This is a genomic window from Agrobacterium sp. 22-223-1 (assembly GCF_053522385.1).
This window is the reverse complement of the sequence record NZ_JBNWCN010000005.1, coordinates 190372-210976: the sequence shown is the minus strand read 5'-3', so window position 1 is coordinate 210976 and position 20605 is coordinate 190372. Positions and strand designations below refer to the sequence as shown.

Sequence of the window (20605 nt, the reverse complement as noted above, 5' to 3'; positions counted from 1 at the left end):
GATAACATCCAGACACGTCATCGCAACAACTTTAGCGGTTGCAATTTAGCGAAAACTTGTCTTCCGGAGAAAAGGTGTGACCATTCCGCAACCTTTTCGGAACCGCCTGCCGCAAACCCCAACAATGTACCGATGAGAAATCACCGGCCTTCATCGACTGGCGCCGGCCAGCGACATTCGATGGAACGGTTTTGCAGTCGAGGAGTTTGTTTTCTGCAAACCAAGACAGGAGCAAGAACAATGGATCACACCAATCACGTACGCCTGGTTGAAACCGAACTGACGCCGTCCGTTCTTGAAGGCGCCACCGTTTATGGTGCAGACGATCACAAGGTCGGCAAGGTCGATCATGTCCACGGCGTCGGGGCCGGCAGCACCGCCATCATCGATGTCGGCGGCTTTCTTGGTATCGGCGCAAAGCCGGTCGCAGTACCGCTCAGCGATCTTGATTTCATGCGGGATGAGGACGGCGATGTCCACGCGGTCACTTCATGGACCAAGGACCAGCTAAAGGACATGCCCGAGCATCGTCATTAACAGCATTGTCATTCATCAAGATGAGCGCCCGGCTGTTTGCCGGGCGTTCTTTTATTTCGGGCAGGCGCCTGCGCCTGAGACTTCCCTAAGACATCAAACGGCGAGGAAACCGCCATCGACCGGCAATACGGCTCCGGAAATCATGCGGCTGTCATCCGACAGGAGCAACGCGATGCTCTGAGCCACCTCTTCCGCTTCGGCGAACCGGTTGAGCGGATGGCGAACCATCATCGGCTGGCTTTTCGCCGGATCGTTCCATGCTTCCGCGGCCAGTTCGGTGAGGGTGATGGTGGGCGCAACCGCGTTGACGCGGATGCCGTGCGGGCCAAGCTCCTTGGCAAGAACGCGGGTCGCCCCTTCCAGCCCGGCCTTGGAGGCCGCGTAGCAGAGGTGATCCTGGAAACCGCGGTGACCGGCGATGGAAGTGATGTTGACGATGGCGCCGCCGCCGCCCTTCGCCACGCGGGCGCGGGCAAATTCCTGACATGCGACCAAAGCCGCGCGCAGATTGATGCCGAGAACGGCTTCATAACCGGCATCGCTCATATCCAGCACGCTTTCGAGCACGTTGATGCCGGCGCTGTTGATGAGGAAATCGCAAGGGCCGGCTTCCTTCATGGCGGCGCGGGTGGCGGCGACATCGGCAAGATCGACGCGGATCGAACGGCCGCCGATTTCGCTTTTCAGGCTGTCGAGATCGGACTGGGTGCGACTGATCGCCACCACTTCCGCACCGCGCGCGGCCATCAGGCGAGCGCAGGCGCGGCCGATGCCCTTTCCTGCGCCGGTGATGATGACGGATTTTCCGGAAAACTGCATGGAATCCTCTTTATTTTGCGGCCATGACGGCCGGACGATATGAGTTTGTGACGTGGTTCAATGGCTGGCGGCACGAATGGCGCGCGCCGCATTTTGCAGCGCCAGAAACGCGTCGTACCGCGCCTGATGAATCTTCTGAAAATCTGGATCGGGCGTAGCACAGCTGCCGACACGCGACATCGCGGGCATGGCGACCATCAGGTCCGGATAGGTCCCTGCGGCAACCGCACCGAGCATGGCCGAGCCGAGAAGCACCGGCTCCTCGCATTCAGTCAGTTCCACGGGAAGTCCGGTGGCGTCTGCCAGCAATTGTCTTGCAAGCGGATGCGCACCCGCCCCGCCGCTGACGCTGATGGTTTCCACCGGCGCACCGTTGCGGGCCTGTGTTTCGATGATCTGGCGAAGCCCGTAACCGAGGCCGAGAAGGCCGGCCACATAAAGCGCCACAAGGGAATCCACGCCCGTCTCCATGCCGTAACCGGCGATGACGGCGCGGGCATGGGGATCGGCAAACGGCGCGCGGTTACCGAGAAATTCCGGCACCACGTGAAAATCCTCGGCGATCTTTGCGGCAGCGGAAGCGGATGCGGCAAGATTGAGCGCCCGGTCAGCGAGCCATACCGGCAATGCTTTATCTTCCTTGCCGGCAAGCGCCTTCGCCTCGGCATATGCCGGGTGCAGCTGCACCAGGTAATCGATGGCCGCGCCGGCGGCAGACTGGCCGCCTTCATTGAGCCATGCGCCCGGAACCATGGCCGAATAATAGGGTCCCCAGACGCCGGGCACGAAGGCGGGTTCGGTGGTGGTCGTCATGGTGCAGGACGAGGTGCCGAAAACATAACCTAGGCATCGCGACGCATCGCCGCCCGCAGCCACCGTGCCGACACCGCCGGCATGGGCATCGATCAGGCCTGCCGCAACCGCGGTGCCCGCAACCAGACCCATGGCTTTTGCAGCATCTTCCGTCAAACCGTTACCCAGCGCCGTGCCGGGATGGACGACGTTTTGACCGATGCGGCGAAAACCCTGTTCGGCGAGATCGCCAAGTCCGATACGAGTGAAATACTCCGCATCCCAACGGTTCTCATGGGCCAGATAGGTCCATTTGCAGGTCACAGTGCAGGCGGAGCGATCAAGCGCGCCCGAAGCCTTCCATGTCAGAAAGTCCGTGAGATCGAAGAAGTGCTCGGCCCGGGCATAGATGTCCGGCCTGTTTTCGCTGAGCCACAGCAGTTTCGGCGTCTGCATTTCCGGGGAAATACGGCCGCCGACATATTTCAGCACGGCGTGTTCGCCGGCATTGATGCGCTCCGCCTGTTCGACGGCGCGGTGATCCATCCAGACGATGATGTCGCGCTCGGGATGATCGGGGGCGCCAACCGGCAGGGTCTCATCTTCCGGTCCGCGCACCACCAGCGAGCAGGTGGCATCAAAACCGATGCCGGCGACCTCGGCGGGATCGATGCCGGCGCGGGAAACGCTTTCCCGGACGCTGTCGCAAACGGCCTGCCATACTTCGCCACTCGATTGTTCGGCAATGCCGCCATCCTCGCGATGCATGCCGATCGGGCGTTTGGCGGTGGCGAGAAGCTTTCCCGCGACATCGAAGACACCGGCGCGCGCCGAGCCGGTCCCGACATCGACGCCAATCAGATAGGAAGCCATTTGCGATACTCCTCGGAGCGGATCATCCGGTGCTTGAACAGGGTTGAGCGGCGGGACCGTTTCCCATCTTTCCGCCACTCTGGAGATTTTTAAACGCGGTCGAAGTTGGTCGGCAAGACCAGCATGTCGCGGATGGTGACCGTGCGCTTGCGCGTCAGCATGTAGACAACGGCATCGGCCACTTCGCTCGCATCGATGAGGCTGCCGGACTCCTTGGCCTTGCGGAGATTTTCCTCCGGCCAGTCGGCGAGAAGCGCGGAAACGACCGGGCCAGGAGACACCTGCGCGACGCGCACGCCGTGCGGGATCATCTGGCGGCGCATGCCCTGCACGAAACTGGTGATCGCCCATTTCGAGCCCGAATAAACCGGCTCCCAATAGGTCGGGAAATGGCCGGCAATCGAGCAGGTGACGACGATATCGCCGGTCTTGCGCTCCGACATATGCGGCACGACGGCATGGACGTTCTTCATGACGGCGTTGACGTTGAGGTTCAGCATCTTGTCGATGGCTTCAGGCGTCGTTTCGGTGAGATCGCCGCCGATATAGGTGCCGGCGTTGCAATAGAGAATGTCGATATGATCGACCTTCCCGAGGATTTCGGGGATCATGGCGTTGCAACTGTCGGCATCCAGAAGGTTTGTCACCTGCGGGATGGCGCGCTCGCCGAGCTTGCCAGCGAGTTCATTCAAGGCTTTCTCGTTCCAGTCGACCATGACCACGGTTGCGCCCTGTTCCAGCAGCGCTTCGGTGGTGGCAAGCCCGATGCCGGATGCGGCGCCGGTGATGACAGCGATCTTGCCTTGCAGCGATTCAGACATTTAATTCTCCTGCGTTTATGAAGATGTTTCCGGGCCGGCTCAGCGCCATTCGCGCCCGATATAGATGGCCAGCAGAATGATGCCGCCCTTGATGACATCCTGCAGATAGGGGTTGATGCCCATCAGGTTGAGGCCGTTATTGAGGATGCCGAGCAGTACCGCACCAATCAGCGTGCCGAGAATGAGACCCCTGCCCCCGGCAATCGCCGTGCCGCCGAGAACGACCGCCGCGATGGCGTCCAGTTCGAAGCCGACGCCGGCATTCGGCTGACCGCTCATCAGACGACCGGTAAGGATGAGGGCCGCAAGCGCTGCGGTGACACCCGAAATGCCGTAGACGGCGAGCTTGACGCGCTGCGTCTTCACACCCGAAAGACGGGCAGCCAGTTCGTTTCCACCGAGCGCATAGACATGGCGGCCGAAAGCCGTGCGCTGCAACAGCACCCAGGCGATGGCATAGATCACCACCATGATGACGACCGGCACCGGAACGACGCCGATACGGCCGACGCCGAACCAGGAAATCCAGCTCGGAATGCCGCTGACCGGATAACCGCCGGAATAAATGAGGCCGAGACCGCGCGCCATGCCCATGGTGGCAAGCGTGACGATGATGGCCGGCATCTTGCCCCAGGCGACGAGCGCACCGTTGAAGATGCCAATGCCGAGACCGATGAAGAGACCGGCCGGCAGGGCAACCGAGGCAGGCAGGCCCGAATTCACCATCAGGCCGGCGGACAATGTGCCGACAAGCGCCATGACCGCGCCGACCGACAGGTCGATGCCGCCGGTGAGAATGACGAAGGTCATGCCGACGGCGAGGATGCCGACGACGGAAACCTGCCGCAGCACGTTCATGATGTTGTTGAGGCTGAAGAAATTGTCGCTCGCAAGCCCCATCAGGATCGATACGACAATGAGACCCGCCAGAGGCAGGGCAAGCGGCGAACGCAGCATGGCACTGAGACTGAAGCCGCCCGTTTTCGCGGCAGTGCCGGTGTTTGCATCAAGCGACATGTTCAACTCTCCCGGTGGTGGCGTTTGTCATTATTGTTTCTGAATTGATGTCTTCCCCCTCGACCGTGGCGACGATGCCGCCGGAACGGAAGACGCAGACCCTGTCGGACATGCCGATCACTTCCGGCAGCTCCGAGGAGATCATGATGATCGAATGGCCTTTGGCGGCGAATTCGCGCATCAGCGAGTAGATTTCCGCCTTTGCGCCGACATCGATGCCGCGTGTCGGCTCGTCGAAGATCAGCACGCGCATGTCATGGTTCAGCCAGCGGGCGATGACGATCTTCTGCTGGTTGCCGCCCGATAGCGTATCGACGCGGGCAAAGGGGCCCTGCGCCTTTACCTGCACCTGCGCCATGGCCTTCGTCGTGTGCTCCAGTTCCTTTTTGAGATCGAGGAACCAGTGGGCCTTGCGGTATTTGCGATAATTGTTCAGCGAAATATTCTGCAGGATGGAGAAGCTGGTAATCAGCCCCTCTTCCTTGCGACTTTCCGGCAGCAGGCCGATGCCGCGCATCAGCGCCTCATCAGGGCCAGAAAAACGCGTGTCCACGCCGTCAACCCTGATCTTGCGGCGCGAGGCGGAATGCGCGCCCAGCATGGCGAGAACCGTTTCCGTGCGGCCCGAGCCGACAAGCCCGGCAAAGCCGAGGATTTCGCCCTTACGCAGCGAAAAGCGCGAAACGGGACCGCCTTTCTTCAATTGCAGCTCTTCGACTTCGATCACCTTTGCGGCGGAAGGATCGAGCTGTGGCTTCGGCGGGAAACTGGCTTCGATGCGCCGGCCGACCATCATCTCGACCAGACGGTCATTATCGACCTCCGAGGTCAGGCAGGAGCCGATCAACTCGCCATCGCGCAGAACGGTGATGCGGTCGCAGATCTCGAATATTTCTTCGAGGTGATGCGAAATGAAGATGATCGCCACGCCCTGACGCCGCAGCTCGCGCATCACCTTGAACAGGTGTTCCGTCTCGGAGGGCGTGAGCGTCGCCGTCGGCTCGTCGAGAACGAGAATGCGCGCATCCAGCGACAGCGCCTTTGCGATTTCGACGAATTGCTGCTGGGCAACGGAAAGACGATGCACCGGCACGTCGAGCGGAACATCCACCGCCAGACGGCTCATGATCTCGGCCGCGCGCTTGCGCATCGCGCCCTTGTTCAAAAGGCGCAGCGGCCCGCGGATCTCGCGGGCAAGAAACATGTTTTCCACGGCATTGAGATAGGGGATCAGGCTGAATTCCTGAAACACGATGCCGATGCCGGCGGCAATCGCCTCGTCATAATTGGCGAAGCGGCGATCCTGCCCGTCGATGCGGATCGTTCCCTCCGATGGCTGCAAAATGCCGCACAGGATCTTCATCAAAGTCGACTTGCCCGCGCCGTTTTCGCCCAGAAGCGCATGCACCTCACCGGGGCGCGCCTGAAGGTCGACGCCGCGCAGGACTTCGATCTTGCCAAAGCTTTTTCTTATTCCATTCAGTTCCAGCATTTCACCCTCCTCGATGGTCGGGATTTAACCCCGCCCCCGTACAAGACGGGGACGGGACCTGGGAGGAGATCTTACCAGCTGAACTCGCCGGCGTTCTTGCTGTCGACGACCATGACGTCGATCGGCACTTCCTTCGGCACAACGCGAGCGCCCCACTTCTGGGCGAGCGCCATGGCAAGGCCAACGCGAACCTGGTCACGCGGGAACTGCGCGGTCGTTTCGATGAAGGGCGTGCCGTCGGCAATCGCCTTCACCGCTTCCGGAGCACCGTCCACCGAGGTGAGCTTGATGTCCTTGCCGGAACCCTGGATCGCGGCCATGGCGCCCATCGCGCCGCCGTCATTCACCGAGAAGATGCCGGCGAGATTCGGATGCGACTGGATCATGTTTTCAACGACGCCAAGCGCAACGGAGCGGTCCTGACGGCCGTTCTGCGTATCGACCAGCTTGATGTCGGCGAATTCGGCAAGCGCCGCCTTGCAGCCTTCGACGCGCTGCAGGATCGGCACGACCGGGATGCCATCGAGGATCGCGACCTCACCCTTGCCGCCGAGGGCCTCGCCGAGATATTTGCAAGACATGTAGCCGGCATCGCGGTTCTTCGAACCGACGAACGTATCGACCGGGCCGTTAGCGTTGGCGTCGACGGCAACGACCGTCACACCGGCAGCCTTGGCGGCGTGAACGGCGGCTTCGATGCCGGCGCTGTCGGTGGGGTTCAGAAGCAGGATGTCGATTTTCTGCTGCAGCATGTCTTCGACGTCGGAAATCTGCTTTGCCACATCGTGGCCAGCATCAGTCACGACAACGTCGGCGCCGATGCTTGCGGCGGCTTCCTTCAGCGCTTCCTGCATCGATACGAAATAGGGGTTGTTCAGCTCCTGGAAGGTCATGCCGATCTTCAGCTTTTCCTGCGCCAGCGCCGGAGCGGCCATCATTGCAATTGCGGCTGTCGCCATCAGAAACTTGGACTTCATTTTCATCTCACTCTTCCTCCCGGTTGGAAAATTGGGGCAACAAGACCCCGTTTCCGGACAGCCCTCTGCCCGAATTCTAAAAAATCGGCGATGTGTCGCTGGTTTAATCCGCCATGACCGCTGCCTTCTGGGCTGCGAATACGGTGCGGAACCTCGACGGCGACATTCCCTTCAATTTCAGGAAATGCCGGTTGAAATTCGAAAGATTGGAGAAGCCCACATCGTAGCAGACCTCCGCCACCTTGACCTCCTGATCCGCCAGCAGCATCTGGCAGGCAAGATCGATGCGTAACTGATTGCGATACCGCACCAGCGTCGTTCCCGTGTGACGCTTGAAGGCGCGGGAAAAGGCGCTCTGGCTCTGGCCCACCATCTCGGCGAGGTCGATTTCCTCGACCTGCTCGGTCAGGTGCTGGCGCAGATGCGACAGCGCGCGGTTGATGCCGCTGTCGCCGATGCCGGTCAGGTCCAGCTCGTAGCTCAGGCTTGCCAGCACCTCGGAAGACGGCGCGTTGACCAGGAGATCGAGAATTTCCCAGAAAAGCGCGAGCCGCGTCAGCCCCTGCGCCTCGATCAGCCGGAGGATCAGCGGACGAACGCGATCGCTCGTTTCATCGTCGAACAGAATGCCGCGGCGGCTGCGGTCCAGCAGCGCACGCACCACCTCCATCTCGGACATGGAGGTGCAGGCATCCTCGATAAAAGCCTCCGGAAACTGGATCACGAGAGAGCGTGTCGGCACGATCTCGTCCGGCTCGATCTCGCTGATCCAGTTCTGGGGGAGATTGGGACCGGTCATGATGAGCTGACCGGGGCCGAAACGGCCGACGAAATCACCGATATAAAACGTGCCTGACGTGGCGACGACGAGGTGGATTTCGTATTCGGGATGATAATGCCAGCGCACGGTGCGGAACGGATAGCCATGCCGCCAGGCGGCGAAGGATTCGCCCTTGCGGATGTGCACCAGTTCCAGATCGGGCTGCATCATACTTCCTCCCATCGACACGTCCGCCGCATTTGCGGAGCGGAGCCATTCCTCTTTATGGCTCGTCCCAGGCGTTGATGAGGAGCATATGGCGTGCGCTATCTGTGCTTCCACATCACGCCGAAGAAATTACCGATACTTTTTTGACTCTTTTTTGTCGGGAATTGAATAGTCGCCGGATGGGGATGGCCAGAAACTCGGCGGCCGCGCCGATTTTTTTGCACAATTCGGCGTGATCCGCTCAAACAATGCTCACCCGGAGGCGATATCCGGTAAATTTTTGGAGTGCGGACCGCCGGACAACGGCAGGCCGCACTCATACTTTTCCGCAGCATCTCTGCCACTCAATCATCGGTGGCAGGCATCGGCGGTCGGCACGCGATCTTTTATTGCGGCATCACGATCTGAAGTTTCACGTCCGTTTCCCGCGCCTCCACCGCCCGGTCGAAGCCGGCGATGCTGTCTTCGAAGGGAATGGTCGCGGAAATCAGCGGCTTCAGGTCGACCTTGCCGGAGGCGATGAGCGCAACTGCCCGGTCGTAAACATTGGCGTAACGGAAAACCGTTTCGACCCGCAGTTCCTTGGCCTGCAGGCCGACAATATCGACCGGAACCGGATCGACAGGCATGCCGACCAGCACGATCGCACCGCCCGGCCGCGCCAGCTTCGCCATGCCGAGCACGGCGGGTGCTGCGCCCGAGCATTCGAAGACGATATCGCAGCCCCAGCCGTCGGTCGCCGCCGAGACGGCCTCGGCGAGATTGCGTTCGCGGATGTTGACGGTTTCGATGCCATCATAGGCACCGATGATATCGAGCTTCGGCTGGGCGAGATCGGCAACGATGACCTTGGCGCAACCGCCGGCAAGCGCCGCCAGCGCCACCATCATGCCGATCGGACCTGCCCCGGTGACGACAGCGATATCGCCCGGTTGGATACGCGCCCGCAGCGCCGCCTGCATGCCGATGGCGAAGGGTTCGACCATGGCGCCTTCGGCAAAGGACACATTGTCGGGCAGCTTGTAAGTGAAGGCGGCGGGATGAATGACCTCAGGCGTAAGGCAACCATGAATGGGCGGCGTCGCCCAGAAGCGGACAGCCGGATCGACATTGTAGATGCCGAGCTTGGAGGCGCGCGATGTGGGATCGGGAATGCCGGGTTCCATGCAGACGCGGTCGCCCACCTTCAGATGCGTCACCTCGGCGCCGGTTTCGATCACCGTTCCAGAGGCTTCGTGGCCGAGCACCATCGGCGCGTTGACGACGAAATGACCGATCTTGCCATGGGTGTAATAATGGACGTCCGAGCCGCAGATACCGACCGTGTGGGTGCGGATGCGCACATCCCTGGGCCCGAGTTCACCGGATCCTGCTCCACCCGGAATGTCAAAATCCCTGAGCGAGAGCTTGCCTTTTTCTTCCAGCACCAATGCCTTCATCTCATCCTCCGTGGTTTGCGATACGCCTGACAGCGAATTCAGTGAGCGTGATGGCGTGCAACCCCGACAAAAGTAAACAGAAATCGGCCGGATCGGCCGGTTTTTCTTCACTCCGGAAAAACTGTATCGGACAGCCCGCGATTTCTCATCATCCGCAGCGCGACAGGATCCTTAAGAGGCAGGAAAACCGGCATGATTCGCCGGCCCATTTCGCGATCATCGCGTGCCTGAAAGCCTCTGGGACCGGTAAACCCGTTCGCTCACATTTTTTCGCCGGGCAACACGCTTGCCTGCCTCACCCACTCCACGAACTGCGCTTCATCGAACGCATCCTCGTGGATATCGAGGTAACGAACTTTCGGATGTTTGGAGGTGCCGGGCGGCAAGGGCTGCAAGGATGCGCCGTTAAGGAAGGTCACCTTGATATATTTTGTAAAGCAGTGAAGGCTGAGAAACCAGATATCGTCCTCCATGCCGTAGAAGGGCGAATTCCACTTCACAGCCTTGCGCACGCCGGGTACGACACCTTCGATCAGCCTGTCGATACGGCCACCGACCGCACTTTTCCAGCCCGGCATGGCGGTGATATAGGCCTGCACCGGCGCGTCGCCATATCCTTTTGCAATCTGGGGATTCCCGCCCGAAAGAAGCTTCAGCGATTGATCAGATGGCGCGCTTCCAGACGCTTTTTCCGACGGCTTGTCGACCATAACCTTGACCTCACAGGTGTCAAACAGGTGCTACCAATAACATGATCTGTACCTATTCCAGATATTTCTACACATTTTCCGTGATGATCGCCTCGCCGACCCGGAATAACAGATCGGCAGCTGTGCGGGTCAGTCTTTCCTGAGCCGCAATCCCTCCAGAAAGGTCCGGAAACTGCCGACAGCCCGTTTCGAGGTCGTTTCCGGGTCGTCGGAATTGGCTATCCATTGGGCGGCGCTGCTGCTCGCCGCATTGATGAAGCGGGCGCATGCCTCCGGATCGATGTCGCCGATGGTGCCTTCTTCCCGGAGCGCATCCAGGCTTCGGGCGACAGCCGAGATACAGCCATTGGCATTGGGCCAGCGCGACGGATCGCCGAGCACCGCCGGCCCGTCGCGAAACATGATCCGCTGGATTTCCGGTTCGAGAGCCATGCGCACATAACCGACATTCTCCTCGACGAAACCCTCCCACCGGGTTGCGGCCCTTGAGGAGATGTCGCAGAGCCTCTTCGTCATCTCCGCATCGATTTCGGCCACAACCGCCAGCAACAGGCCTTTCTTGTCGCCGAAATGGTGATAGAGCGCGCCACGGGTGAGACCGGCTTCGGCGGTGAAGTCGTCCATCGACGCTTCCGCATAACCGATGCTGCCAAAGGCCTTGCGGCCGGCAGCCAGAAGCTTCGCCCGCGTCTCGGCAATCATTTCACTGCGAGGTTTGCGCATTTCTTCTCCATTTTCCACATACGACGCGTATATTAGTTGACATACGCGTCGTATGCAATTATCTCATTCACATACGCCACGTATGTATGTGGTGGACACCCTTAGAACAAGGTGCATCCCGATGTCTAATCCATACAGAGAAATTTTCCGGGCTCCAGGCGCAAAAGGCTTTTCCGCCGCCGGTTTCTTCGCCCGCCTTCCCATTGCCATGGCCCCGATCGGCATCGTCGCCATGCTTTCCCAGACTCATGGCGAATATTGGCTGGCTGGCGCCGTCTCGGCAACCTTCGCATTGACCAATGCCGCCCTCTCCCCGCAAATCTCCCGTCTGGTCGACCGCAAGGGGCAGAGCAAGGTCCTCATCCCCGCCACCATTGTCTCGGTCATCGCCTTTGCGGCGCTGATTATCGCGACAAATCAGAGATGGCCCGCCTGGACGCTGTTCCTTTCCGCCTTCCTCGCCGCCGCCATGCCGAGCATTCCCGCCATGATGCGCGCCCGCTGGACGGAAATCTTCCGCGACCGGCCGGAACTGAACACCGCCTTCGCCTTCGAATCCGCCGCCGACGAACTTGTCTACATCTCCGGCGCCTCGCTTTCCGTTGGGCTTGCGGTTTCGCTCTTTCCGGAAGCGGGCATGATGATCAGCACCACCTTCCTGGCGCTCGGCACCTTTGCCTTCCTCCTGCAACGCGCGACCGAGCCCAAGGTGCGGCCGGTTGAAAGCGGCCGCCGGCAGCGTTCGGCCATCTTCCTGCGTCCGGTCCAGATCATCACGCTCGCGCTGATCTTCGTCGGCTCCACTTTCGCCACGGCCGAGGTAAGTGCTGTCGCAATCACCAAGGCGCTTGGTCAACCGGAAGCCGCCAGCCTCGTCATCGGCGTCTATGCCATCGGCTCCTTCGTGGTCGGCCTCATTCTCGGCGCGCTCAACCCCAAAATGCCGCTGCAACGGCAATTGCTGATCGCCGTCAGCATGCTCGCGCTCACCGCCCTGCCGCTGCTTGTCGCCAACACCTCGGTAGCACTTCTCGCTTTCGCCGTTTTCCTCAGCGGCGTTGCGATCTCGCCGATCTTCATCACCTCATTCGGCCTGATCGAGCGCCGCGTGCCGGAATCGATGCTGACGGAAGGCGTGACCTGGGTGATGACCGGCATCGGTATCGGCATGGCGCTCGGCGCCTTCGTCTCCGGCTGGGTGATCGACAATTTCGGTCCGGATAACGGTTTCTGGGTCTCCGTCGCCGCAAGCCTTTCGACAGTCGCCATCATCGCGCTCGGCCAGCGCAGCCTCTCCGGAGATCGCGGACGGTCGGATATGGAGGCCGTGGCACAGCCTGCCGAATAACAACCTTTACTCGCAGTCTGCATCGTTCGTCGCGGTAATTGATATATACGGAGGAAAGGTCACAGACTAATCCATAGTACAGCGACTGTTTTACTTTACCGTCGCCCCGCAAGCGTGATACCGGCAACATCAACGGCCGATGATATCATGCCTGCGGGGCGATCCTGCTTATCGAAGCCGTCGCTTCGCATATTCTCGAATTCGGCACCGATTGCACATAATCGACCGACGGCTGCATCGTTCGACACACCGACCGTCCGTTCACCGGGCAGGCACGGGGTCGACTACCGGAAGGCAAGGCTCTTGAGTTGGGATCTGCAGGAATTGTTCCGGCTATATGCGAAGGGCATTGTCAGGTCCCTGCGCAGCAGGGGCATCGATCCTGAAACGGCATCCGATCTGGCGCAGGATGCGTTTTTGAAGGTGCTTGCCTCACCGCCGCCGGCAAGTGCCGCTTCCCACAATCCCAAATCCTATCTCTATACGGTGGCGCGCAATCTCAGCATCGATCATTATCGCCGCGAACGCAGCCTCCGCCGTGTCGACCTGCCGCAAAATGCCTTCGATGCCATCATCGACCCGTCGCCATCGGCCGAAACCATCGTCTATGACCGCCAGCGGCTGCAACTGGTGGAACAGGCGCTTGCGGAACTGCCCCGGCGGGTGCGCGAAGCCTTTCAGCTGCACCGGATGGGCGGCCTGACGATCAGCGAAGTGGCGCAGAAGCTCGGCATGTCCACCACCCGCACCTGGGTTTTGATCCGCGACGCCTATGAGCACATAGAGGATCGCCTGAACGGTCTGTAGAGGACGGGAACCGTCGTCTTGCCCCAGATATCGCCGTTTAATCGCCGGCCTGCGCATTAAACTTCTTTCATTCGGAAATATGCGGCCTCTCATTCGTATATATCAAAGGCTGTGACATTGTCCGGTCTCCGGCAATCCTGAAAGGCTCCCTATGAACGAAGTGTCGGAAGAACGGCGCCTGTTTCGTGAAGCTGCGGATATTGCCATTCGCCTGCAGAACGATCCCGGCAATCCCGTCGCCATCGAAACGGCACGCGCCTGGATCGAGCGCGGACCGGCCCATGCCGCCGCCTGGGCGAAAGTCGCCGCGATCCACGGCATGACCGGCCAGATTCTCGCCGAGGAGGCCCGTTCCTCGCAAAAGGGCTTCGACCCCAACCGGCGTCTTCTGCTTGTCGGAGGCGTGCTCTGTCTCGGTGCGGCGGCAGGCGGTTCGGTGCTGGCGCCCTATGTGACGTTACGCGCCCGCGCCGATTATCTGACATCGACGGCCGAGATCAGAGAAATTCCCCTCGAGGACGGCAGCATGATCACGCTTGGACCGGACAGCGCAATCGCCGTCGATTTCGGTGAGCGGGCAAGACGGGTGAACCTCCTTGCCGGCATGGCCTATTTCGATGTCCGGCCCGATGCCTCGCGCCCCTTCTCCGTCACCTACGGACCATTGACCGCCACGGCGCTGGGGACCGCTTTCGACGTTTCAGGCGACGATCTCTCCATCTCCGTTTCCGTCGATCATGGGCTGGTTCTCGCCACATCGCCCGATCTGCCCTCTACCGAGGGAGAGAAACTGGCGGCAGGCGACTGGCTGACCTACGACCAGGCATCGCGCCGTATGGATCGCGGCGTCAGGGAGGCTTTTGAAATCGCGGCATGGCGCACGGGCATGCTCATTGCCGAGAAGGAGACGGTCGCGGCGGTGGTCAATCGCATCGCCCGCTGGCAAAAAGGCAAGGTGGTCATCGCCACCCCTGCCCTGAAAAACAACGTCGTCAGCGGCGTCTTCGATCTTGCCGACCCCATCCGCGCGCTCGATGCGGTGGTGCGGCCATTCGGCGGCAAGGTGCGGGCCGTCACGCCGTTTTTGACCGTTATTTCCTCCATCTAAGAAAACTTGAGAAAAAGAGGAAAATTTTCGAACGCCATTCGTATTGTCCTCAGAGAACCCGTCGCCAGCATAGGCCGGCCGGTCTCCGGGGACAGATTTAATGGAGTGGCTTTCACATGGGGAATGAGTTCTCATCGGCTCATAAGGGTACAAACAGGGGTCGTAAGGGTCGTGGCGCGCTGTTTGTCGCCTTTCTGGCGACGACCACGGCGCTCGCCGCCGGCATCGCGGCACAGCCGGCCTTTGCACAGGCGGTTTATTCGGTTCCGGCCGGCCCGCTGAACAAATCGCTGGCAACCTTCGGAAAACTGTCGGGGACGCAGATTTCCTACGATGCCTCGATTGCGCGCGGAAAACTTTCGCAGGGCGTCAGCCGCGCGACAACCCGCGAGCAGGCTATCGTGGAGCTTCTGCGCGGCACCGGCCTCGTTTATTCCTTCACCGACGCCACCTCCGTCGTCATCGCCGCGCCGGTCAGCGCGGCAAGTGCTGCGGCAGCCGGAAACTCCACCCTTCTCGCACCCATTACCGTTCAGGGCACGCGCGGCGCATCCGTATTGCAGCAGGACGGGCTGGCCCAGGATGGCTACCGGACAGAGACACTGTCCTCTCTCGGCCTGCTCGGACAGACGGCCATTCGCGATACGCCGTTTTCCGTCACCGTCGCGCCGAGGGAGCTGATCCAGAATATCCAGGCGCAATCCCCGGAGGATATCTACCGCGTCCTGCCGACCATCCGCAGCCAGACGCCGCAGATGTCCGGCTGGGCGCCGATGGCCAATATTCGCGGTTTCACCACCTATGACACCGCCGAAGACGGCTTCCGCCGCTCCTACAGCCACGCGACGGTGCTGGAAGACAAGGAACGCACCGAGGTTCTTTCCGGCCTTTCGGGCTTTCTCTATGGCGCGGCCTCGCCGGCCGGCATGATCAACTACGTCTACAAGCGCCCGACGCAGGAACGTTTGAATAGCGTGACGGTCGGCAATTACGGCGGCGCGCAGGCCTTCGTCCATGGCGATTTCGGCGGCCGCATCGATCCGGAAGGCGACATGGGTTATCGCCTCAATATCGTCCGTTCGGCGGGAGACACCGCCATCGACGACCAGAATGTCGACCGCTTTCTGGCAAGCGGCGCTTTCGACTGGAACATCACCGACCGGCTGAAGCTTGAACTCAATGCTTCCTACAGCAAATACAAGCTGGACGCCGCCAACTCCTACTGGGCTTTCGCAGACGGCGTGCTGCATGGCGATGCGCTCGACGCCAGCAGGAACTGGAGCCAGCCCTGGATTCACGACGAAATCGAGAAAAAACGATACTCGGCCAAGCTCACCTACGATGTGAACGACGCCATTACCCTGCGCGGCGGATATATGCGGGAATATATCGACCGGCCGGTTCAGGATCATACGATGAATCTTGTCCAGTCCGCGGAGGAATATTCCCAGATTGCAATTCGCTCCGGCAGGACAAAAAACGTCTTCGACGCCGCGAATATTTTCGCGGACGTCTCCTTCGACACCGGCGCGGTCTCCCACAAGCTGACCGCCGGATATTACATGTATCAGGGCAAGGACTGGGGTACGACTTACAATCCCAATACCGGCTGGCAGCCGACTTTCCCCCTGTCTTCTCCCCGGCATATTGCAGAGCCGACTTTCCCGCCCAACACCGGCACGCTCTACAAGTCCGGCTATGTGCGCAATCATAACTTCGTCGTCGGCGACCAGATCGAATTCGACGAACAATGGTCGGCCCTCGTCGGCGCCAATTACAGCATGATCCAGAGCCAGTCGCTGGACAGCAGCGGCGCCCGCTCCGCACCGGATTACGATGAAGCAAGGCTCTCGCCCTCGGCGTCGCTGCTGTTCAAGCCGATAGAGGCGGTGACGCTCTACGGCAGCTATATCGAAGGCCTCGAGCAGGGCGGCGTCGCGCCGGACACGGCCGCAAATAGCGGGCAGATTCTCGCCCCCATGGTCAGCAAGCAGAAGGAAATCGGCATCAAGGGCGATGTCGGCGACATGCTGCTGACGGCAGCGCTGTTCGACATCTCCAAGGCCTACGAACTGACGACGGATGCCAATGTCTACACGCAGGACGGCCGCCAGCGCCATCGCGGCATCGAGTTCACGACGACCGGCAAGGTGACGGATGACCTTACCATTCTCGGCGGCGTGACATTCCTTGACGCCAAGGTCGAAGGCGGAACCTATGACGGCAAGCGCCCCATGAACGTCGCCAATGTTCTGGCCAAGGTCTATGCCGAATATGAGGTTCCCACCGTCGAAGGTCTCTTCCTGACCGGCGGCCTCTATTACACCGGCAAACAATGGGCGACATCCGAAAACAACGACCGCCTTTCCTCCTATGTCACCGCCGATCTCGGCCTGCGTTACACCACCGAAAACTTCGGCAATCCGCTGACATTCCGGCTGAATGTCAGCAACATCACCGATGAGAACTACTGGCAGAACAGCTATTATCTCGGAGCGCCGAGAACCGTCTCCTTCTCGGTTCAGGCGAAATTCTGATGATGCTGCGCAGTTCCCTGTCCCGCAGAGCGCTGCTTTGCGGGACAGGTGCTTTTTTTCTTACAAACCGGCCGTCATCGGCCGCCCGTTCCGGCGGCATCGTCACCATGGACTGGGTGAGCGGGCAGAACCTGCTGGCGCTTGGCGTGCAGCCCGCAGCCATGCCGGAACTGGAACGTTATGGCAGCCTCGTCGTCGAACCGGCGCTGTCGCCCTCGGTCGCCGAGCTTGGATTGCGGTCCGAGCCCAATCTGGAACTTGTGGACTATCTTCGGCCACGCCTCATCCTGCACAGCGACGATTTCACCATGGCCGCCGGCAGGCTTGCCGCCATCGCCCCCACCCACCTTTTCGATTCCGGCGTCACTGCGGGTGAAAACCATTTAGTCAGTGGCAGAAACGCTCTCATCGCGCTCGCCGCGCGGATCGGCGATCCCGGCCGGTTTGACGCGTTTCAGGAAAGTTTCGACGCGGAGATGCGGCAGGCACGAGCACGGCTCTCCGCCTATGACGGACGGCCTCTGCTGCTGGCGACGGTCATAGATGGCAGGCGACTGCTGGTTTTCGGCAGGAACAGCCTTTTCCAGAATGTTCTCGATCAATTCGGCATCGAGAACGCCTGGGATGGTTACACCTCGCAATATGGTCATACGACAGTGACGGCCGACCAGCTTTCCCGCCATCCGCAGGCGCGGCTTCTGTGCATCGGCGATACCAGCAGCGAGAAGCTGGATACGCTTCTCAACGCGCCGGTCATCAAAAGCCTGCCCTTCATTCGCGAAAACCGGTTGGTGCGTATCAGGGACGTGCTGTTTTACGGCGGATTGCCGCCGGCAAGACGTTTCGCCCGCCTCGTTTCCGAAGCCCTTGCCGGTGAGGCATCGCCATGAAGACGACGGCGAACATATCCGCGATCGTCGTCACATCGCTCGCCATCGTCTGCGCCAGCCTTACCGGCTTCAACCTGTTCCTGCGCATGCCCGATGGGACGCCGCTTGCAGCCCTGTTTTTCCCCGATCCCGACATGACGGCGCAGGTGCTGCTGCACAATACCTTGCTGCCGAGGATCGTGGTGGCGCTGATGACCGGTGCGACGCTCGGCCTTGTCGGGGCGATCCTGCAAAACATTCTGCGCAATCCGCTTGCCGAACCGGCGACGCTCGGCATTTCGGCCGGTTCCTATCTGCTGCTTGCCATTGCCACGCTCTGGTTCCCGCAATGGATGGGCGCACGGGAATGGATCGCGTTTGCGGGCGCGGCGCTGTCGCTTCTGGCAATCCTCGCACTCTCCTGGCGCAAAGGCCTCTCGCCCGTCACGGTCACACTGGCGGGCATGATCGTCAGCCTTTATTGCGGCGCTGCGAGCGCCGTTCTGGTGCTGTTCAACCACGATTTTCTCGTCAGCATCTTTTTATGGGGTGCAGGATATCTCGATCAGCAGGACTGGAGCGCCGTCTCCTTTCTGGCCCCTCGTCTCGCCGTGCTCGTCCTCGCAGTCGCGCTGCTTCTTCGCCCCCTGACAATCATGACGCTTGAGGACGCCAATGCAAAAAGCCTCGGCCTGTCGCTTGCCACTTATCGGCTCATGACGCTGGTGGTAACGGCGGCCTTGACGGCGGTGGTCACCGCCTCCGTCGGCATCATCAGTTTTATCGGCCTTGCCGCCCCTGCGCTGGCGCGCGCCTGCGGCGCAAGGCGAATGGCGGCGCAGCTCGGTTATTCGGCGGCGCTTGGCGCGTTGCTGCTGACCTTGACCGACCAGATCGTCCTGTTCTTTCCCGTCACCTATCGATTGTTCCCGACCGCCGCCGTCACCGCTCTTCTCGGCGCGCCGCTGATGTTCGCGCTGATCCGGCGGCTGAAGATGCCGGCCCCGCCGCAGCCGGGCGCGCAGCCGGCGGCAGCGCGCCTTGCCTCACCCATTCCGGCTTTGCTCGGTCTCATCGCCATTCTCTGCATCGCCGCAGGTGTCGCACTCTCCGTCGGAAAAAACACGGAGGGCTGGTTTTTATCGGGACTTTACGATCTGCATGGCCTCGGCTGGCGCTGGCCAAGAGCGCTCGCGGCCTTCAGCGGCGGGGCGATGCTGGCGCTTGCCGGCGCCATTCTGCAGCGCGTCACCGGCAATCCCATGGCATCGCCGGAGGTGCTGGGTGTCTCGTCAGGGGCGATGCTCGGCGTCATTCTGGTTCTACTCACCCTTGCCGCCCCCACCCGTGGCGCACAAATCCTCGCGGGTGCGGCGGGTTCGCTGACGGTTTTGCTGCTGATGCTGACCCTGTCGCGCAAGCCGGGTTTTTCCGGCGATCGGCTGCTGCTGATCGGCATTGCGCTCAGTTCCGTCTCCGGTTTCGTCATGGCGGTATTGATGACATCGCAGGATCCGAGGCTCGGTCAGCTTCTCGCCTGGCTTTCCGGCTCCACCTATGCCGTCGCGCCGGGCGAAGCCATCATGGCAGCGGTCCTGCTTTCTTTTGGGCTTGCCTTAACCCCCTTCATTCGCCGCTGGCTGGAAGTGCTGCCGCTTGGCGAAGATATCGCCCGAAATACCGGCGTCTCTGTCGTGGCGAGCCGTAACGGTCTCTATTCGCTTTCCGCCATTCTCACCGCAAGCGCGACGATCCTCGTCGGACCCTTGAGTTTCGCCGGCCTGATGGGACCGCATCTGGCGCGACTTGCGGGTTTCCAGCGCGCCGGCACGCAATTGCCGGCGGCGGCGCTGATCGGCGGGCTTATCCTGCTCATCGCCGACTGGCTGGGGCGCAACCTTATCTTCCCGTTTCAGATACCCGCCGGCCTCCTGGCGACGGTGGTTGGCGGGCCGTTTTTGCTTGTACTTATCGGAAGGCGCGCATGACCATATTCGCGGATGACAGTTTCAGGATTCTGACAGTGGTCGACAGCCAGCGCCTTGCCCCCTTCATGCAGCGCCTGCGCTTTACCGGCACCGGGCTTCACCGTTTCAATACGCTGAAAAACCTCCATGTCAGGCTTTATTTCTCAAAGCAGAACAAGAGCTTCGACCGCAATCTGCCCGCCGCTAGAAATGCTGCCGAACCCGCGGATACCTTCGACGTCCGCTATTACACGATCCGGGCGATAGATCCCGATAGCGGTTTTATCGATATCGATTTCGTTCTGCATGAGGATGCGGGGCCGGGATGTTCCTTTGCCCGGAATGCACGTCCCGGCGCGCTTTGCGGCATGTCCGGCCCGTGCGGGCTGGGAATGAAGCCGGCAAAAAACTATCTGTTGGCAGGGGATGAAACGGCCTTACCCGCCATCGCCCGCATCTGCGAGAACCTGCCCAGGGATGTTAACGGCCAGATTTTCCTTCGGGCCGAGAATTCCCTATATGACATCGTCGCACCGCCCGGCATACAAATATGCTGGTTGCCGCGCTCGACGGTATCTCCCGCAAAATTCATCGAACATGTTGGCGGTGCGGCGATGGAGACAGCCGCTTCCACCAATGATTATTTCCTCTGGCTCGCCAATGCATTCTCCCAATGGCAGGACTTTCGGGACAAGTTGTCGGTCCTGTCCAAGAAACGTTATCTCAACGCCTGTTACTGGCGGGACGACATGACGACGAGCCACTGAGAAAGGACGCGAAT

18 protein-coding genes are annotated in these 20605 nt (G+C 60.8%); 8 read left to right on the top strand and 10 right to left on the bottom strand.

Features of this window, described 5'->3' with window-relative positions; all coding sequences use genetic code 11:
• Positions 1–240 precede the first annotated feature (240 nt).
• Positions 241–537 carry a PRC-barrel domain-containing protein gene (locus ACQZ60_RS20235; protein ID WP_003522015.1) on the top strand — a complete coding sequence of 99 codons (297 nt, stop codon included), beginning with the start codon at positions 241–243 and terminating at the stop codon, positions 535–537.
• 93 nt (positions 538–630) lie between these two features.
• Here the strand turns inward: ACQZ60_RS20235 and ACQZ60_RS20230 are convergent, their stop codons facing one another.
• The 10 genes from ACQZ60_RS20230 to ACQZ60_RS20185 form a co-directional block, all read right to left on the bottom strand.
• A complete protein-coding gene (locus ACQZ60_RS20230; protein WP_020812313.1) occupies positions 631–1356 on the bottom strand; it encodes an SDR family oxidoreductase in 726 nt (241 codons plus the stop codon).
• Positions 1357–1413: 57 nt separating this feature from the next.
• Positions 1414–3021 (bottom strand): FGGY-family carbohydrate kinase, encoded by a 1608-nt coding sequence (locus ACQZ60_RS20225; protein WP_020812314.1) that lies wholly within the window; start codon positions 3019–3021, stop codon positions 1414–1416.
• 89 nt (positions 3022–3110) lie between these two features.
• On the bottom strand, positions 3111–3842 hold the full coding sequence (locus ACQZ60_RS20220; protein ID WP_020812315.1) for an SDR family oxidoreductase: 732 nt from the start codon (positions 3840–3842) through the stop codon (positions 3111–3113).
• A 39-nt stretch (positions 3843–3881) separates the two neighbouring features.
• Positions 3882–4859 carry an ABC transporter permease gene (locus tag ACQZ60_RS20215; protein ID WP_020812316.1) on the bottom strand — a complete coding sequence of 326 codons (978 nt, stop codon included), beginning with the start codon at positions 4857–4859 and terminating at the stop codon, positions 3882–3884.
• The gene (locus tag ACQZ60_RS20210) at positions 4849–6351 is read right to left on the bottom strand and encodes a sugar ABC transporter ATP-binding protein (RefSeq protein ID WP_448735993.1); all 1503 of its coding nucleotides are present in this window, start codon (positions 6349–6351) and stop codon (positions 4849–4851) included. The genes ACQZ60_RS20215 and ACQZ60_RS20210 overlap by 11 nt, the downstream gene beginning before the upstream one ends.
• A 71-nt stretch (positions 6352–6422) precedes the next feature.
• Positions 6423–7334: an ABC transporter substrate-binding protein gene (locus tag ACQZ60_RS20205; protein ID WP_020812318.1), complete on the bottom strand. Its 912-nt coding sequence runs from the start codon at positions 7332–7334 to the stop codon at positions 6423–6425.
• A 97-nt stretch (positions 7335–7431) separates the two neighbouring features.
• Entirely contained in the window at positions 7432–8316 is an 885-nt protein-coding gene (locus tag ACQZ60_RS20200; protein ID WP_448736066.1) for a helix-turn-helix domain-containing protein, read from the bottom strand.
• A 386-nt stretch (positions 8317–8702) separates the two neighbouring features.
• Positions 8703–9755 (bottom strand): NAD(P)-dependent alcohol dehydrogenase, encoded by a 1053-nt coding sequence (locus tag ACQZ60_RS20195; RefSeq protein WP_433823801.1) that lies wholly within the window; start codon positions 9753–9755, stop codon positions 8703–8705.
• Positions 9756–10015: 260 nt separating this feature from the next.
• Positions 10016–10465 (bottom strand): DUF1801 domain-containing protein, encoded by a 450-nt coding sequence (locus ACQZ60_RS20190; protein ID WP_448735992.1) that lies wholly within the window; start codon positions 10463–10465, stop codon positions 10016–10018.
• A gap of 129 nt (positions 10466–10594) precedes the next feature.
• Positions 10595–11188 carry a TetR/AcrR family transcriptional regulator gene (locus tag ACQZ60_RS20185; RefSeq protein ID WP_162936034.1) on the bottom strand — a complete coding sequence of 198 codons (594 nt, stop codon included), beginning with the start codon at positions 11186–11188 and terminating at the stop codon, positions 10595–10597.
• Positions 11189–11309: 121 nt separating this feature from the next.
• Between ACQZ60_RS20185 and ACQZ60_RS20180 the strand changes: the two genes are divergently transcribed.
• The 7 genes from ACQZ60_RS20180 to ACQZ60_RS20150 all read left to right on the top strand — a co-directional run bounded on the left by ACQZ60_RS20180 (position 11310) and on the right by ACQZ60_RS20150 (position 20591).
• On the top strand, positions 11310–12536 hold the full coding sequence (locus ACQZ60_RS20180) for an MFS transporter (protein WP_448735991.1): 1227 nt from the start codon (positions 11310–11312) through the stop codon (positions 12534–12536).
• Positions 12537–12839: 303 nt separating this feature from the next.
• Complete coding sequence (locus ACQZ60_RS20175) at positions 12840–13343, top strand: RNA polymerase sigma factor (protein ID WP_020812324.1); 504 nt, start codon at positions 12840–12842, stop codon at positions 13341–13343.
• A 151-nt stretch (positions 13344–13494) separates the two neighbouring features.
• Positions 13495–14451 (top strand): FecR family protein, encoded by a 957-nt coding sequence (locus ACQZ60_RS20170; protein ID WP_448735990.1) that lies wholly within the window; start codon positions 13495–13497, stop codon positions 14449–14451.
• Between the two features lie 116 nt (positions 14452–14567).
• On the top strand, positions 14568–16988 hold the full coding sequence (locus ACQZ60_RS20165; RefSeq protein ID WP_448735989.1) for a TonB-dependent siderophore receptor: 2421 nt from the start codon (positions 14568–14570) through the stop codon (positions 16986–16988).
• Entirely contained in the window at positions 16988–17878 is an 891-nt protein-coding gene (locus ACQZ60_RS20160) for an ABC transporter substrate-binding protein (RefSeq protein WP_448735988.1), read from the top strand. Before ACQZ60_RS20165 ends, ACQZ60_RS20160 begins: the two co-directional genes overlap by 1 nt.
• Entirely contained in the window at positions 17875–19845 is a 1971-nt protein-coding gene (gene fhuB, locus ACQZ60_RS20155; RefSeq protein ID WP_448735987.1) for a Fe(3+)-hydroxamate ABC transporter permease FhuB, read from the top strand. The genes ACQZ60_RS20160 and fhuB overlap by 4 nt, the downstream gene beginning before the upstream one ends.
• Positions 19842–20591 (top strand): siderophore-interacting protein, encoded by a 750-nt coding sequence (locus ACQZ60_RS20150; RefSeq protein ID WP_448735986.1) that lies wholly within the window; start codon positions 19842–19844, stop codon positions 20589–20591. Before fhuB ends, ACQZ60_RS20150 begins: the two co-directional genes overlap by 4 nt.
• The last annotated feature ends 14 nt before the right edge of the window (positions 20592–20605 follow it).

Bases quoted from the DNA above. Each gene is read 5' to 3' on its own strand.
- ACQZ60_RS20205 (WP_020812318.1), bottom strand. From the start codon at position 7,334: ATGAAAATGAAGTCCAAGTTTCTGATGGCGACAGCCGCAATTGCAATG.
- ACQZ60_RS20230 (WP_020812313.1), bottom strand. From the start codon at position 1,356: ATGCAGTTTTCCGGAAAATCCGTCATCATCACCGGCGCAGGAAAGGGC.
- ACQZ60_RS20210 (WP_448735993.1), bottom strand. From the start codon at position 6,351: ATGCTGGAACTGAATGGAATAAGAAAAAGCTTTGGCAAGATCGAAGTC.
- fhuB (WP_448735987.1), top strand. From the start codon at position 17,875: ATGAAGACGACGGCGAACATATCCGCGATCGTCGTCACATCGCTCGCC.
- ACQZ60_RS20200 (WP_448736066.1), bottom strand. From the start codon at position 8,316: ATGCAGCCCGATCTGGAACTGGTGCACATCCGCAAGGGCGAATCCTTC.
- ACQZ60_RS20225 (WP_020812314.1), bottom strand. From the start codon at position 3,021: ATGGCTTCCTATCTGATTGGCGTCGATGTCGGGACCGGCTCGGCGCGC.
- ACQZ60_RS20180 (WP_448735991.1), top strand. From the start codon at position 11,310: ATGTCTAATCCATACAGAGAAATTTTCCGGGCTCCAGGCGCAAAAGGC.
- ACQZ60_RS20195 (WP_433823801.1), bottom strand. From the start codon at position 9,755: ATGAAGGCATTGGTGCTGGAAGAAAAAGGCAAGCTCTCGCTCAGGGAT.
- ACQZ60_RS20185 (WP_162936034.1), bottom strand. From the start codon at position 11,188: ATGCGCAAACCTCGCAGTGAAATGATTGCCGAGACGCGGGCGAAGCTT.
- ACQZ60_RS20190 (WP_448735992.1), bottom strand. From the start codon at position 10,465: ATGGTCGACAAGCCGTCGGAAAAAGCGTCTGGAAGCGCGCCATCTGAT.
- ACQZ60_RS20215 (WP_020812316.1), bottom strand. From the start codon at position 4,859: ATGTCGCTTGATGCAAACACCGGCACTGCCGCGAAAACGGGCGGCTTC.
- ACQZ60_RS20235 (WP_003522015.1), top strand. From the start codon at position 241: ATGGATCACACCAATCACGTACGCCTGGTTGAAACCGAACTGACGCCG.
- ACQZ60_RS20220 (WP_020812315.1), bottom strand. From the start codon at position 3,842: ATGTCTGAATCGCTGCAAGGCAAGATCGCTGTCATCACCGGCGCCGCA.
- ACQZ60_RS20150 (WP_448735986.1), top strand. From the start codon at position 19,842: ATGACCATATTCGCGGATGACAGTTTCAGGATTCTGACAGTGGTCGAC.
- ACQZ60_RS20165 (WP_448735989.1), top strand. From the start codon at position 14,568: ATGGGGAATGAGTTCTCATCGGCTCATAAGGGTACAAACAGGGGTCGT.
- ACQZ60_RS20170 (WP_448735990.1), top strand. From the start codon at position 13,495: ATGAACGAAGTGTCGGAAGAACGGCGCCTGTTTCGTGAAGCTGCGGAT.
- ACQZ60_RS20160 (WP_448735988.1), top strand. From the start codon at position 16,988: ATGATGCTGCGCAGTTCCCTGTCCCGCAGAGCGCTGCTTTGCGGGACA.